Here is a 13,868-nt window from a genome sequence, read left to right as displayed (position 1 = left end):
CAGCCATGCGCATTGCATTTGCGTCGACGCTCGTTTCCGTAGGATTCTCTTCAGCGCCAGATGTACCTTGGAAAGCTCCTGAATGTCCCTGCCCCATGTCATGCCGCCTTTTTATGCGCATTCTCCGCAGCGGTGGCGATACGTACTATTTGTGCGCCAACGCTGGTAAAAGATTCGACCATGGCTGGTGGAGTTCCTCCATATACGATTACCTTCTCGGGTTGCAGCGTCTTGGCAACATATGAGACGCCAGCGAGAAGGTATTGCCGATTGGAACGATCGCGGAGCGCCCCGTAAGAGCCTATTGCTATCGTCGAGCATCGAGGAATGCCGGCACAGGCAATTTCGTGTGTCCGTTGATCGCCCCATCTGACATTAGGAATCACCTGAACGCCATTCTTTTGCCAATAATATTCCGTTGCCCGGTTCATGAATACAGCATATTCTTGTAGAATGAGTGGCATATCGCGATACATGGAAAAGTCTGGTGAGATGGCGCCTTCAAAGCGTCTCACTATCTGCAGTGCTCGCGAGGGATTTCTCCATACGTCGGCGATGAATTTATGGTCATCCTCATAGAAACACACCCATTGGTTGAAATCATCGGTGTGCTTCGCCTGTGAGTAGGGGATAAGTCGTTTCGGCACCATGGTGGAAGGTTCGACCCATGGGAGTTCGTGGGAGCTTGCATATTGGGCGCCTGACAAGAGCCGGGCATGGAATACGTCGCGCCAACCTGCGCGCATGGACTGCGGTGATAATGTCATTAAGACCTCCTTCAAGGAAGTAGTGTGGTTGCTTCTGAATTCGCGTTATCCGGAGGTCGATTCATAATACAAATGCGACTAGGTAGGATGTCTCGCATCCTCCGGATGGGAGATTTTGATACACGACCAGTGTTTCGGGATCTCCCTCTTTGTTTTATGCTTGCTTGACGAGCAAAGCGAGTAGACGTTTTTCGTGGGGTGCCAGTCCCATTTGGTTCCGTAATAAATGCTTTCTCCATTTCTCATGGCGTTCTATCCGGTGTCTTGCAGCTTCTTCGCTGATCTGGCACAGAGAAGCAAGCGTCGGCACTGAAATCGGGGAGACCAGTTCGATAAACAAAGGAGGGGCCTGAAGGTAGCCAGTCATGAAGTTGGCTTCCAGTTCCGACAGTCGCGAATGTTCCTGATGCTTGAGCCAATAGTGGCATAGTTCGTGTAGTAAACTGAAGTTTACGCGTTCGTAAGGCATGGAATCGTTGTAGTAGATAGTGGACGTTTCTGTTGCATCGGTCAACAGAAAGGCATCGTGACTGCAGGCGAACATATACTTCATCTTCTTGTGGCCGCACTCGCTATAGGGAATTACTGCTACACCCATTCTTTGTGCCATCTCGAAGCCGCTGATGGGCAGATGCAATATGGGTACACTTTCCAAAAGATCAACGGCAGATTCTTCCAACTCTTGATATCGCCAGGAAGGCAACACTTTATTTACGTCACGGCTCATGCTTGCTCCCTTCTTCTTGTTCTGCTTGTTGGTGTTCAATGCCGAGTAATGCGGTAATGACTGCGCGCTTTTGCTCGTTGGTGAGATAAGATGCATTGCGCGCAACTAAGGTTACTGCTTCGGGTAGGGACAGATTAGTATCGCGTGTCCGTCCCAGAAGAGCATCGCTGTTTGTGTGGAGGGCGGTGGCAATGTCGGCTAGGATGTCGGCGCTCGGCATGCGCTCGTCGTTGACGTATCGCGACATCGTAGCTTCTGTGATATCCACAAGTTCCGCAATTTGCTTTTGGGTACGTCCTTGTTCGGTCATGAGCTTTCTGATTCTTTTCCCTAACGTAAGAGTGTGTCCGGTCATCTTGCTCCTTTCGTCTTGACAAATATATAATGATAATTAAACGATTGTCAAGTTTGATTGGCAATGTGCGGGATTTGGTACATGCGCTGTTGTGGCGCTATGGCGGCTGCTAAGTTCATAACTGTTGCATCATCCCCTCCATGGAAGGACCCCATCCAGTGAGCTCAATCGAGGAATTCACCAAGCCGTACGGACTCGTCGACAAGATCGACGCCTTCGGATATCTCGAGCAGTTGAAGCAGAACCCGAACCGGCCGCGCAAGGCAGGCAAGGTCGTGCTCGTCACCGCGGACACGCCGCTCAAGGCGTCGCGCGGCGAAGGCAAGACCACCACCACCATCGCGCTCATCGACGCGCTCAACGCGCGCGGCATCGACGCGGCGGCCGTGCTGCGCCAACCGAGCATGGGCATCACCGCGGCAGGTTCCAAGGGCGGCGCCTCCGGCGGCGGCAAGGCGTCCCTGACCCACCCCGAGCTGATCGACTGGGGCCTGTGCGGAGAGATGGGCTCCATCGAGGCCGCGCAGAACCTGCTCGCCTCCTTCGCCGAGAAGGCGGTGGACGACGGCCTGCTCGACGAGGTGCTCGTGCCACGCGTCTCCGAAGTGCCGAGCCGCTCCCTGCGTTCCGTGGTGGTGGACGCCGGCAAGAACGACGTGCGCGAGAAGACCGTGCTCACCCCGACCTGCGAGCTCATGCAGATCGTGGTGCTGTCGCGCTCCATGGACGAGATCGGCGAGCGCGTGGCGAAGATGATCGCCGGCACGAAGGACGGCAAGGCCGTGACCTTCGGCGAGTTCATCGACCTGTGGCGCATCACGAACATCCTCGCGGACGCCGTCAAGCCGGCGCGCACCGAGACGGTGAACGGTTCGCCCGTGTACGTGCACGGCGGCCCCTTCGCGAACGTGTCCATCGGCATCCCCTCGCTGGTGTCCGTGGAGATGGCCTGCGCCGAGCATGACGTGGTCATCGTCGAGGCCGGCTACGGCGCCGACGCGGGTGCGCAGAAGTGGCTCGACATCGCCTGCCGCGAGTACGGCGCGCAGTGGCCGAGCGCGGCGGTCGTGGTGACGCGCGCCTCCACCTGGCGCGACGACCCGGCACTGCAGTGGCGCTACCCCTTCCATGTCGAGCGCCTGGAGGGCCTGGGCATCCCGACCTTCCCGCTGATCAACCTGTGGGAGGGCGAGGACGACCAGGTGCCGGCACTGCGCGAGACGGCCAAGGAGCTGGGCTTCCGCGAGCCGATCGTCGGCAACCTGTTCCGCGACGGCGGCGACGCGCTGGTGCCCCAGCTCGACGCCTTCGTCGACGCCGTGTCCGCCGAGGGACTGCCCACCCAGCCCGCCTCCCACAAGGGCGACGACCTGCTGGAGACCGTGCGCTGGGTGTGCGAGAACGCCTACGGCGTGCCCGCCGAGCGCGTGGTCGCCAAGGCGGGCTTCGAGGAGTCGCTGGCCGCAGCGCGCCAGCTGGCCGCCGACGCCGGCATGGACCTCGACGACCTCGCGCTGGTGGCCGTGAAGTCCCCGGCGACGATGACCGACGACGACACCGCACCGGCCGACGAGCGCACCGTGACCTTGAAGAAGGTGGACGTGCATTCCGGCGCCGGGCTGGTGCATGTGAACCTGACCACGAGCCTGACGACCCCGATGCCGAAGATTGTGTGACCTTTTCCTAGGTCGTGTTCGTTTCGTGTGTCTTTCGTGCGTAAAGCGGGCACCCGGATGCGGTCGGTTCCGCACTTAAAGCGGGCACCCGGTCGGGCGCGAACCGTGAATTAAAGCGGGCACCGGGTTGAAGAACTCGCGGTTCTTCAACCCGGTGCCCGCTTTAATTCGCGTTTCACCCCCGTCCGAGTGCCCGCTTTAATTCGGGAAAGACCCCAACGACTACGCCACGCTCCACGTACTGCCCGCCGGGGTGTCCTCGATCGTGATGCCGGCGGCAGCCAGTTCGTCGCGGATTGCGTCGGCAGCGGTGAAGTCCCTCTCCTTGCGGGCCTCGGCGCGGGCGGCCAGCTGGGCGTCGACCAGCACGGACAGGGCCTTATGCTCGGCGGCCTCGCCACCGCGGTCGTCGCCGCCGTCAACCCACGGATCGGCAAGCGGGTCGAGTCCCAGGGTGTCGAGCATCGCGCGCACGGCCACCAGGGATCCACGCAGCCGGGCACGCGCGTCGTCGTCGGGCACGGGCTGCGCCATCAGCGTGTTGCCGGCGCGCACCTGCGTGAACACGGCGGCCAGGGCGCGCGACACGTTGATGTCCTCGTTCATGGCGGCCACGAAGTCGACGGGCAGGGCATCGGCCATCACGGCGGCGATTTCCTCGCGGTCGGGCTGCTCGCCGAGCGTCTCGGCGGCGTGGGAGATGAAGTTGACGATGCGCTCGTAGGCGGCCTGCGCCTCGGCGAGTGTCTGGTCGCTCCACTCAAGCATCGAGCGGTACTGCACGCTGCCTAGGGCATAACGCACCACCCAGGCAGAGTGGTCGGCGAGCACGGCCGGCACGGACAGGCCGTTGCCCAGCGACTTGCTCATCTTCTCGCCCTTGTCGGTCACCCAGGCGGAATGCATCCAGCGGCGCGCGGTCTCGTAGCCGGCGGCACGCGTCTGCGCCATCTCGTTCTCATGGTGGGGGAAGCGCAGGTCCAGGCCGCCGCCGTGGATGTCGAACATGCCGTCGAGGTAGCGGTAGCTCATCGCGGAGCATTCGATGTGCCAGCCGGGACGTCCGGGGCCGAAGGGCGTGATCCAGCGCGCGTCGAGCGGGTCGGTGTCCTTGGGACGCTTCCACAGAGCGAAATCGCGCGGGTCGCGCTTGGCTTCGCTCAGGTCCGCGGGGTCGACCGGGTTGTACTTGTCCTCGCCGGCCGCGTCCACGCTCGGTCCCATCGCGTCGGCCACCGCGGCCGCCTCGTCCGTGGAATCCCCGGAGCCCTGCTTCTGGTGGGTCAGTTCGCCGTAGTGCGGCCAGCTGGCCACGTCGAAGTAGACGTCGCCGGTGAGCTCGCCGGCCTCGTCGCGCACCACGTAGGCATGGCCGTTGTCCACGATCCGCTCGACCAGGTGGATCATGTCGAGGATGTGGCCGGTCGCGCGCGGCTCGACGGTCGGCGGCATCACGCCCAGCTCGTCGTAGGCCTCGGTGAACTCGCGCTCGTACCTGTAGGCGCGGGCCCACCACTGCTCGCCATCGGCGCACGCCTTGTCGAGGATCTTGTCGTCGATGTCCGTCACGTTGCGCACGAAGGTGACGTCGTAGCCCAGGCGCAGGAACCAGCGGCGGATGATGTCGAAGGCGACGCCCGCACGGATGTGGCCGATGTGCGGGGAGCTCTGCACCGTCGCGCCGCACACGTACATGCCCACCTTGCCGGGCTGCACGGGCTCGAAGCGGGACACCTCGTGCGAGGCGGTGTCGTAGAGCCTCAGGCCCGTGGCCGCGTTCTGCACACCGCCGTCGCCGGCCATGAGCGTCTCCTGGAACTGGGTTTCTTCCTGCTGTGTCATGGTTCGAGCGTAGGGCGATTGGCGGACACGGCGGGGCAGTGCGGGTGGGCCGGTGTTTGGATGCGCTTCTTCTGGCATTCCATGCATGAGTTGCGCGAAATGCCAGGCCAGGGGCGATACATTCCTGACCTTTCGGGCAACTCATGCACGGAAGGTCAGAAGAAGGAGCCCATATGCGGGCCGATCGCCTTATGAGGGGTGGGTTAAGCGGGACAGGGTGGGTAGAGGGGCTTGGAAACCGCGGAATGTCAAGGGTGGTCTCGGGCCCATGTGCCGTTAACCTACCCCTCATAAGCCCGGGACGCCTCTAGAGCGTCCCGGGGCCGCCCTCGAGGCATGCAACCCGCTTCTTACTCGCCCATCTGCTCGCTGAGCAGCAGCCATTCCTCCTCGAGGTCGGCGCTCTCTTGGTCGATGTCCTGCACCTGACGGCTCAGGTCCGCCAATCCCACGAAATCGCTGGGGTCGTGCGCGGCCATCTGCTCCTCGAGCAGCTGCTTCTCGTCGCCCAGCTTCGCCAGCTTGCGTTCGATCGCGGAGACGCGGCGGCCGGCATCGGCGTACGCCTTGCCGGTCAGTCGCACCGGTTCGTCCTTGCCGCCCTCGTCGTCGGCAGCGCCGGCGGACACGGTCGGTTCGCCGCTGGCCGCGTCGACGCCGGCCGTCGCGCCGGCCGCCTCTCCCAGCGGGTTGCCGCCGCGCTTGAGCTCGTCGACCATGTCCAGGTAGTCCTGCACGCCGCCGGGCAGGTGGCGCACCTGGCCGGCGATGAGCGCGAACTGCTGGTCGGTGACGCGCTCGAGCAGGTAACGGTCGTGGCTGACCACGATCAGCGTGCCCGGCCAGGTGTCCAGCAGGTCCTCCATCACGGCGAGCATGTCGGTGTCCAGGTCGTTGCCCGGCTCGTCGAGGATGAGCACGTTCGGCTCATCGAGCAGGATCAGCAGCAGCTGCATGCGCCGCTTCTGCCCGCCGGACAGGTCGCGGATCGGCGTCATGAGCTGCGCCGCGGAGAAGCCGAGGCGCTCCATGAGCTGGCCGGGCGTGACTTCCTTGCCGTCGACGACGTAGCTCGGCTTGTAGCGGCTGAGCACTTCCTTGACCTTGTACTTGCCCAGCTTCTCGAGCTCGTCGAGCCGCTGGGTGAGCACGGCGAACTTCACGGTCTTGCCGATGTTCACGTGGCCCTGGGTGGGGGCGAGCGAGCCGTCGAGGATCTTGAGCAGCGTCGACTTGCCGGCGCCGTTCGCGCCGACGATGCCGAAGCGGTCGCCGGGGCCGATCAGCCAGGTGACGTCGTCGAGGATCTCGCGGCCGGAGACGGTGATGTGCGCAGCGGTGGTCGTGCGGCCGTCCTGCTCGGCTGTTTCACGTGAAACGAGTCCGTGCTGCGCGGCGATTTCCTCGGCTGCCTCGCCGAAGGCGGAGGCCAGGCGCGGGTCGTCGACGTCGGGGTCGAGGTCGGCGGTCCTGCCGAGCTCGCGGTCGTAGATCTGCGTGACGTCGACGAGGTCGATGACCTGCTTGCCCAGGCGACTCGTCGCCATCTGCTTCAGCTCGACGCTGTTGCGCAGCGGTGGGACGTCGGCGATGAGCTCGCGCGCGGCCTTGACGTGGAACTTCTGCTTGGTGGAGCGTGCGCGGGCGCCGCGGGAGAGCCATGCGAGCTCCTTGCGCGCCAGGTTGCGGCGCTTCGTCTCGCGCACGTCGGCCTGGCGGTCGCGTTCGACGCGCTGGAGCATGTACGCGGAGTAGCCGCCCTCGAAGGGCTCGATCTGGCCGTCGTGGACCTCCCACATCGACTCGCAGACCTCGTCGAGGAACCAGCGGTCGTGGGTGACGAGCAACAGCGCGCCCGTGCCCTTGGCCCAGCGGTGCTTGAGGTGCTCGGCGAGCCAGTGGATGGTGATGACGTCGAGGTGGTTGGTGGGTTCGTCGAGGGCGAGGATGTCCCAGTCCTTGAGCAGGAGGCGTGCGAGGTCGGCGCGGCGACGCTGGCCGCCGGACAGGGTGCCGACCTTGGCGTCGAGGTTCATGCCGCCCAGGAGCGCCTCGACGATCTCGCGGGAGGTCTGGTCGGAGGCCCACTCGTAGTCGGCGCGCCCCTCCAGGGCGGCCTGGCGCAGGGTGGCGTCGTCGTCGAGTTCGTCGCGCTGGGTGAGGATGCCGAAGGTCAGGCCGCCCCGGCGCTGGACCTTGCCGCTGTCCGGCTGCTGCGCGCCGTCGAAGAGCCTGAGGAGGGTGGACTTGCCGTCGCCGTTGCGGCCGACGATGCCGATGCGGTCGCCTTCGAAGACGCCCTGGGTGACGTCGGTGAAGATGGTCTTGGTGGCGAATTCGAGGGAGACGTGCTCCAGTCCCATGTCATAAGTCGGCATGGGGTCCAAGTCTAGTGGCGGGCATGACGTGGGGTGCTTCCGTATAGAAATTGTTCATTTTTCTGAACAATTTCTATACGGAAGCACACTACCGCATCAGGCTGCGGGCGTAGGACTGGCAGCGGGCGGCGAAGCCGGAGAAGACCTGCTCGGCCAGGGGCTGCAGCTGCGTGGCGGCGTATTGCTCGCGCAGCTGCGATTTCGAGCCGCCGGCGTCCTTGAGCTGCCTGACCATGGTCGGTTCCTCCAGCCATTCCTCCAGCAGCTGCGGCGTCACCTCGAGATGGAACTGGAGCCCCAGGGCGGAACCGAAGCGGAAGGCCTGCACCTTCGCCGCGGACGAACGGGCGAGCAGCTGGGCGCCCTCGGGCAGGCCCACGCAGTCGCTGTGCCACTGCAGGACGTCGAGTTCCTTGTTCCACATGGAGAAGTAGTCGTGCCGGTCGACGCGCTTGATCGGCACGACGCCGATCTCCGGCTCACCGTGCTTGAGCTTCGCGCCCAGGGCGGTCGCGATGATCTGGTGTCCCAGGCACACGCCCAGCACGGGCTTGCCCACGCTGATCGAGGCCCGCACCAGCTTGGCCTCCGCCTTGAGGCCCGGGTAGCGGTCGAAGTCGGTGGCGCCCATCGGGCCGCCCATGAGCACCAACCCGGCCACTTCGTCGAAGTCCGGCAGATCGGGTTTCTTGACGTCGGCGATGCGCAGGACCTGCATGGGCATGTCGATCTCTTCGAGTTCGGCCTGGATGCGGCCCGGCTTCTCCCAATCTGCATGCTGGAGAATGAGGACTTCGGGTTTGCTCATACCCACCATTGTGCCAATGGGTGCGACTTAGCCCGGGCCCGGCACACTTCAAGAGTGGTGCCGGGCAGGTGGCATTCCTCGTGATTCACCGTGCATGCACCGTATCCGTCGGATGTGAGTCGTGACCGTGGCATACCGCATAACCGCGAGATAGAGCCATTTCGGCTGCATGTCAGGCGGATATCCGCTGGGTTGTGACCCGGTCATACCGCACAACCACCCACCCACACCCATGTACCATAAACCCGCGGGCCGGGCACAGGGCCATCACAGCCCTGCGCCCGGCCCGCAACGGCACCGGAAGTGAAAATCAGCGTCCGGTGATCTCCGAGCCGATCACCTTCTCGCTCAGGGCACGCGGTCCACGCGTCATGGCGACGGCACCGGAACGCACCAGCTCGATGATGCCATAATGTTCCAGCAGCCCGAGCAGCGCGTCCAGCTTGCCGCTGGCGCCGGTCGCCTCGATGGTCAGCGACTCCGTGTTCACGTCCACGACGCGCACGCGGAACAGGTTCACGATCTCGAGCACGTCGGAGCGCGTCTCCTCGTTCGCGGCGACCTTGATGAGCACCAGTTCGCGCTCCACGGTGGTCGACGGGTCGAGGTCGACGATCTTGAGCACATGCAGCAGCTTGTTGAGCTGCTTGATGATCTGCTCGAGCGGCACCTCGTCGACGTCCGCGGTCACGGTGACGCGCGAGATGTCCGGGCGCTCGGTGGGGGAGACGGACAGCGAGTTGATGTTGAACGCGCGCCGGGCGAAGAGGCCGGCGATGCGCGCGAGCACGCCGGGGCGGTTCTCCACGAGCACCGACAGGGTGTGACGCTGGGAACCCGGCTGGGACGCAGGGTAGTTGGTGGCCATGTGCGGCACTCCTTTCAGTTCTGTTCCTCGGTGGCGACGGCTTCCTCGACCGACTCGGCCACCTCGGCGGCGGTCGGCGCGCCGGCATCGGCATTCATGAGCGGCTTGACGCCGGGCATGTAGGTGACGTTGTTGTTGGAGTCACCGGCCGCGACCATCGGCCACACCATGGCGTCCTTCCACACGTGGAAGTCGATGAGCACCGGGCGGTCGTCGATTTCGTTCGCCTTGCGGATGCACTCGATGGCCTCCTCCTCGGTGGTGGCACGCATGGCCACGCAGCCGTAGGCCTCGGCGAGCTTGACGAAGTCGGGGCAGCCGACCAGGCCCGTCTTTTCCTCCTCGTGCAGGATGGTGGCGGAATAATGCCGGTCGTAGAACAGCGTCTGCCACTGGCGCACCATGCCGTAGACGGAGTTGTTGAGCAGCGCGATCTTGATGGGGCATCCCTCGAGGAAGGCGGTGGCGAGCTCCTCACTGGTCATCTGGAAGGAGCCGTCGCCGTCGATGAGCCACACCGGCTTCCTGCCGTCGAAATACCGCTGCGAGCCGACGGACGCGCCGATGGCCGCGGGCAGCCCGAAGCCCATCGTGCCCAGGCCGCCGGAGGAAATCCACTGGTGGGGCTTGTGGAACTCGATGAGCTGGGTCGCCCACATCTGGTGCTGGCCGACGCCGGATACCCAGATCGTGTCGTCGCTCGCCTGCTTCGACAGTTCCTGCACTACCCACTGCGGCGCCAGCGACCCGTCGTCCGGCTGCTCGTAGCGGATCGGATACTGCTCCTTCCAGCCGTTGAGTAGCTGCCACCAGGTGGTCAGGTTCGGCTTGCCGAACTGCGCATGCTGCTTTTCGATCTTCGGCAGCAGTGCCTTGAGGACCGTCTTGACGTCGCCGACGATCGGCACGTCGGCGTGGCGATTCTTGCCGATCTCCGCGGGGTCGATGTCGATGTGGATGACGCGCGCGCCGGGGGCGAAGGCGTCGAGCTTGCCGGTGACGCGGTCGTCGAAGCGTGCGCCGATGGCCACGAGCAGGTCGGAGCGCTGCACCGCGCCGGTCGCGGCGATGGTGCCGTGCATGCCCAGCATGCCCAGCACCGCCGGGTCGTCGTCGGGCACGATGCCGCGCGCGGGCAGCGTCATCACGATCGGCGCGCCCGTCAGCTCGCTCAGCGCCTTGATCTGTTCGCCGGCGTCGGAACGCACGGCGCCGCCGCCCACGTACAGCACCGGGCGGAAGGAGTTCTGGAAGAGCTTCGCGGCGTCCTCGAGCACGCGGCCGTGCGCCTGCGTCACGGGGTTGTAGCCGGGTAGGATCATGCGCTGCGGCCAGCTGTACAGCATCTCGCCGTTCTGCGCGGTCTTCGTCAGGTCCACGACGACCGGGCCGGGGCGGCCGGAATGCGCCACGTAATGCGCCTCGGTGAGCACGCGCGGGATGTCCTGCGCGTCGGTCACCAGGTAGGAGTGCTTCGCCACGGGGTAGGTGGCGCCCACGATGTCCGCCTCCTGGAAGGCGTCGGTGCCGATGGAGTCGACGCCCACCTGGCCGGTGATGACCACCAGGGGGATGGAATCCATGTTCGCGTCGGCGATGGCGGTGATCATGTTCGTCGCGCCCGGGCCGGAGGTGACGATGCACACGCCGACCTCGCCGGTCGCCACCGCGTAGCCTTCGGCGGCGTGGCCGGCGGCCTGCTCATGGCGGGTCAGGACGAAACGGAACTTGGTGTCCTCGTCGATGGCGTGGTAGACGGGAAGGATCGCGCCGCCCGGTACGCCGAAGACGTCCTTGACACCCAGGTCCTCCAGGGAACGCACCAGCGCCTGCGCGCCGGTCATGCGCTCGCCTTCGACAGGCCGGTGGTGGTCAGCGGTGGCCTTGCTCACGCCGCTGAATGCTTGAAGGGGTGTAGGTGGCACTGCTCGATCCCTCTCTCGCTTGGTCTTGTTTGGTCTCGCCGTGCGTGCGGTTGCACGGCACAAAGTACTGCCATACTTTACTGGACGCGGCAGGGGAGTCCGAGTGCGTGCCCACATGCTGAATGCGGTCGTGGACAGCGAAGGTGGTGCCGCTGGGGTTGTGGGTCCCCTTCCCCTTGGGTTTAGGGCGGGCACCCGGTCACAGGTGTTTCCTGAATTAGGGCGGGCACCGGGTTGAAGAACTCTTGTTCTTCAACCCGGTGCCCGCCCTAATTCAGGAAACACCTGTGACCGGGTGCCCGCCCTAAACCCAAGGGGAAGGGGACAACTGGCGCTACTTCATGCCCGTCTTCGCGATCTCGTCCAGGCGGTTCCAGCCCATCTCGGCGGCGGCAAGCTGCGCCTTGCGCTTGCTCGAACCGGAGCCGACGCCCACGATCTCCGGGGAGTCGCCGAGCCGGACCTGTGCAGTGAACACCGGCGCGTAGTCGGGGCCGCCCACGGCCATGCGGTAGGTGGGTTCGCCATAGCCCATCTCGTGCGCCTTCACCGTCAGCGAGGTCTTCCAGTCCAGGGCGGGGCCTTCCGTGGCCACTTCGTCGAGGGCGCCGTCCATGAGCCGGTGGATCAACTCGCGCGCGCCATCGATGCCGTGCTCGAGGAAGGTGGCGCCGATGAGGGACTCCACGATGTCGCACAGGATCGAGCTCTTCTGCGCGCCCCCCTGCGCCGCCTCGCCATGGCCGAGCAGGATGAAGGGACTCACGTGCAGCTTGTCGCGCGCCACCTGGCTCAGCTCTTCCTCGGAGACGGCCTTCGCGCGTATCTTGGCGAGCTGGCCTTCCGTCATGTCGGGATGCTCGCGGAACAGGGTCTCCGTGACCACGAATTCCAGGACCGCGTCGCCGAGGAACTCCAGGCGCTCGTAGTTGGGGGCGCCCGGGTGCTCATGGGAGAAGGAGCGGTGGGTGAGGGCCTCCACCAGCAGCTCGGGGGAGATGGTGGTGCCCAAGGCGTCGAGGAGCTCCTGGGTCGCGGCCTGCGGCGCCTCGCCCGCGGTGCGGATGTCGTGCCGCGGCTTGCCTTGGTGGCGCCTGGACCTGGTCTTGTTCGTGTTCTTGCGCTCGTTCTTGTGCTCGCGTGATGTCATGGTTTGCATCCTAGTGCCTCAGGTGGCCGGGAGAGTGGGGTTGCGGGGAGGAAAGCGCCCAGGGCAGCATGGGATGGGGCAAGGCTGGGCGTCCCCGCGCCCGCCCCGGGGTGCATGACGGCGAGGCGGCATCCCCATCGACGGATCAGGAGGTGTCCCGCGCCTGCCTCGGCGCTCCTGCGGTGCCGCCTGCCGCCGGATATGAAGGAACCCTGCCACCCGTCGATGGCAGGGTTCCCATGTTCATGCCTTGAAAAGCATCACCTTAGCGGGTGTGCGAAGAACGCACGGCCTCGCGGTACATGCGACCGCGGTAGGCGCCGCAGCTCGGGCAAGCCATGTGAGGCAGGGCCGGAGCGCCGCAGCTCGGGCAAGTGATGGTCTGGGCCGCCTGGGCCTTCCAGTTCGCACGACGCGAACGGGTGTTGGCGCGCGACATCTTGTACTTTGGCAGTGCCATAGTCGTTTCCTCTGTTTCGTTCGAACAATATATGAGCTTAAGCGTTCAGAAGTCTAACGGAGGGGCGGGACAGGGCGCATATGCCGTCGAGGGGTGCCCGGCGAGGCATGCCGGACGGGCAGCCCGCGGGTTGGCGTTCCACGCGACTCATGCGTGGAACGCCGGACGAAGCATCATGCGGAAACCTCCATGCGCTTCCGCGGGCGGCTTGTGGCCGGGTGGGCGGGAAGCCGTCACAGGCGCGGGCGTCGTGCATCCCCTCCGGGATGCGTCACTCGGCGCCCTGCTCGGCCTCCAGCTGCGCCTTGAGGGCCTCCAGGCCGGCGAAGCGGATGTCGGCCTGCCGGTGCGCGTGCTCGGGATGCTCGTTGAGGTCCTCGCCGCACTGCGGGCACAGCCCCTTGCAGTCGGGGCGGCACAGGGGCTGCATGGGAAGGGCGTCCACGAAGGTGTCGCGCAGGAGCGCCTCGATGTCCGCGAAGGCGCCGTTGTCCATGAGCGGGTAGACGTCCTCGGCCTCGTCCTCGCCGGCAAGCACTTCGATCTCCTCGTCCTGCGACTTGCCGTCCTTGCCGTTGCCCTTGCCGACCGCCGGGTCCTCATAGGGGAAGAAGGCGGTGACCTGCTGCTCGAGGTCCCGGTCCAGGTCGATGTCGCAGCGGATGCACACGGCATGCATGGGCGCACGGACGGTGCCGGTGAAGATCAGCCCGTCCACGATCGAGTCGAAGCGGCCGTCCACCCGCACCGGCGCGCCCTCGTCGACGCCCACGATCCGGTCGCCGATGCCGCCGGGCGCCGGGAACTCGCGGTCGATCTCCATCGACTGCCCCGCGCGCGAACCGATCTGCGCGACGGGAATCGTCCAATCCGTATAAGTCACTCGTGCCATGAATCCATCCTTAGTTCCTT

General features: G+C 65.0%; 12 protein-coding genes. 1 reads left to right on the top strand and 11 read right to left on the bottom strand.

The window, feature by feature from the left end; translation table 11 throughout:
- Nucleotides 1–98 precede the first annotated feature (98 nt).
- From BCUN_RS11870 to BCUN_RS11420, 3 genes are all read right to left on the bottom strand, one after another.
- Complete coding sequence (locus BCUN_RS11870) at nucleotides 99–767, bottom strand: DUF4417 domain-containing protein (protein WP_081895579.1); 669 nt, start codon at nucleotides 765–767, stop codon at nucleotides 99–101.
- Nucleotides 768–921: 154 nt separating this feature from the next.
- Nucleotides 922–1,494: an ImmA/IrrE family metallo-endopeptidase gene (locus BCUN_RS06150; protein ID WP_051920868.1), complete on the bottom strand. Its 573-nt coding sequence runs from the start codon at nucleotides 1,492–1,494 to the stop codon at nucleotides 922–924.
- Nucleotides 1,484–1,849, bottom strand: coding sequence for a helix-turn-helix domain-containing protein (locus BCUN_RS11420; protein ID WP_051920867.1), 366 nt, complete (start codon nucleotides 1,847–1,849; stop codon nucleotides 1,484–1,486). Before BCUN_RS11420 ends, BCUN_RS06150 begins: the two co-directional genes overlap by 11 nt.
- Before the next feature lie 158 nt (nucleotides 1,850–2,007).
- Here BCUN_RS11420 and BCUN_RS06140 point away from each other — a divergent pair, with 158 nt between their 5' ends.
- Nucleotides 2,008–3,525 (top strand): formate--tetrahydrofolate ligase, encoded by a 1,518-nt coding sequence (locus tag BCUN_RS06140; RefSeq protein WP_033517771.1) that lies wholly within the window; start codon nucleotides 2,008–2,010, stop codon nucleotides 3,523–3,525.
- A gap of 222 nt (nucleotides 3,526–3,747) precedes the next feature.
- Here BCUN_RS06140 and cysS read toward each other — a convergent pair whose 3' ends face one another.
- The 8 genes from cysS to BCUN_RS06100 all read right to left on the bottom strand — a co-directional run bounded on the left by cysS (nucleotide 3,748) and on the right by BCUN_RS06100 (nucleotide 13,848).
- On the bottom strand, nucleotides 3,748–5,367 hold the full coding sequence (gene cysS / locus BCUN_RS06135) for a cysteine--tRNA ligase (protein ID WP_033518429.1): 1,620 nt from the start codon (nucleotides 5,365–5,367) through the stop codon (nucleotides 3,748–3,750).
- 350 nt (nucleotides 5,368–5,717) lie between these two features.
- On the bottom strand, nucleotides 5,718–7,745 hold the full coding sequence (locus BCUN_RS06130; protein WP_033518428.1) for an ABC-F family ATP-binding cassette domain-containing protein: 2,028 nt from the start codon (nucleotides 7,743–7,745) through the stop codon (nucleotides 5,718–5,720).
- 88 nt (nucleotides 7,746–7,833) lie between these two features.
- Nucleotides 7,834–8,553, bottom strand: coding sequence for a type 1 glutamine amidotransferase (locus tag BCUN_RS06125; RefSeq protein WP_033518426.1), 720 nt, complete (start codon nucleotides 8,551–8,553; stop codon nucleotides 7,834–7,836).
- 310 nt (nucleotides 8,554–8,863) lie between these two features.
- A complete protein-coding gene (gene ilvN / locus BCUN_RS06120; RefSeq protein ID WP_033518695.1) occupies nucleotides 8,864–9,421 on the bottom strand; it encodes an acetolactate synthase small subunit in 558 nt (185 codons plus the stop codon).
- 14 nt (nucleotides 9,422–9,435) lie between these two features.
- On the bottom strand, nucleotides 9,436–11,313 hold the full coding sequence (locus BCUN_RS06115; protein WP_420796469.1) for an acetolactate synthase large subunit: 1,878 nt from the start codon (nucleotides 11,311–11,313) through the stop codon (nucleotides 9,436–9,438).
- A 367-nt stretch (nucleotides 11,314–11,680) separates the two neighbouring features.
- Nucleotides 11,681–12,496 (bottom strand): ribonuclease III, encoded by an 816-nt coding sequence (gene rnc, locus BCUN_RS06110; RefSeq protein ID WP_152598229.1) that lies wholly within the window; start codon nucleotides 12,494–12,496, stop codon nucleotides 11,681–11,683.
- Between the two features lie 265 nt (nucleotides 12,497–12,761).
- Complete coding sequence (rpmF, locus tag BCUN_RS06105; protein WP_033518552.1) at nucleotides 12,762–12,956, bottom strand: 50S ribosomal protein L32; 195 nt, start codon at nucleotides 12,954–12,956, stop codon at nucleotides 12,762–12,764.
- A 271-nt stretch (nucleotides 12,957–13,227) separates the two neighbouring features.
- Nucleotides 13,228–13,848 (bottom strand): YceD family protein, encoded by a 621-nt coding sequence (locus BCUN_RS06100; RefSeq protein WP_033518550.1) that lies wholly within the window; start codon nucleotides 13,846–13,848, stop codon nucleotides 13,228–13,230.
- Nucleotides 13,849–13,868 lie beyond the last annotated feature (20 nt).

The organism is Bifidobacterium cuniculi (genome assembly GCF_000741575.1).
Lineage (GTDB): Bacteria > Actinomycetota > Actinomycetes > Actinomycetales > Bifidobacteriaceae > Bifidobacterium > Bifidobacterium cuniculi.
Note: the sequence above shows the minus strand (reverse complement) of the source record. Positions and strands in the feature narration are given on the sequence as shown.

Coding starts and splice junctions, on each gene's coding strand:
- BCUN_RS11870 (WP_081895579.1), bottom strand. CDS start 767: ATGACATTATCACCGCAGTCCATGCGCGCAGGTTGGCGCGACGTATTC.
- BCUN_RS06150 (WP_051920868.1), bottom strand. CDS start 1,494: ATGAGCCGTGACGTAAATAAAGTGTTGCCTTCCTGGCGATATCAAGAG.
- BCUN_RS11420 (WP_051920867.1), bottom strand. CDS start 1,849: ATGACCGGACACACTCTTACGTTAGGGAAAAGAATCAGAAAGCTCATG.
- cysS (WP_033518429.1), bottom strand. CDS start 5,367: ATGACACAGCAGGAAGAAACCCAGTTCCAGGAGACGCTCATGGCCGGC.
- BCUN_RS06130 (WP_033518428.1), bottom strand. CDS start 7,745: ATGCCGACTTATGACATGGGACTGGAGCACGTCTCCCTCGAATTCGCC.
- BCUN_RS06125 (WP_033518426.1), bottom strand. CDS start 8,553: ATGAGCAAACCCGAAGTCCTCATTCTCCAGCATGCAGATTGGGAGAAG.
- ilvN (WP_033518695.1), bottom strand. CDS start 9,421: ATGGCCACCAACTACCCTGCGTCCCAGCCGGGTTCCCAGCGTCACACC.
- rnc (WP_152598229.1), bottom strand. CDS start 12,496: ATGACATCACGCGAGCACAAGAACGAGCGCAAGAACACGAACAAGACC.
- rpmF (WP_033518552.1), bottom strand. CDS start 12,956: ATGGCACTGCCAAAGTACAAGATGTCGCGCGCCAACACCCGTTCGCGT.
- BCUN_RS06100 (WP_033518550.1), bottom strand. CDS start 13,848: ATGGCACGAGTGACTTATACGGATTGGACGATTCCCGTCGCGCAGATC.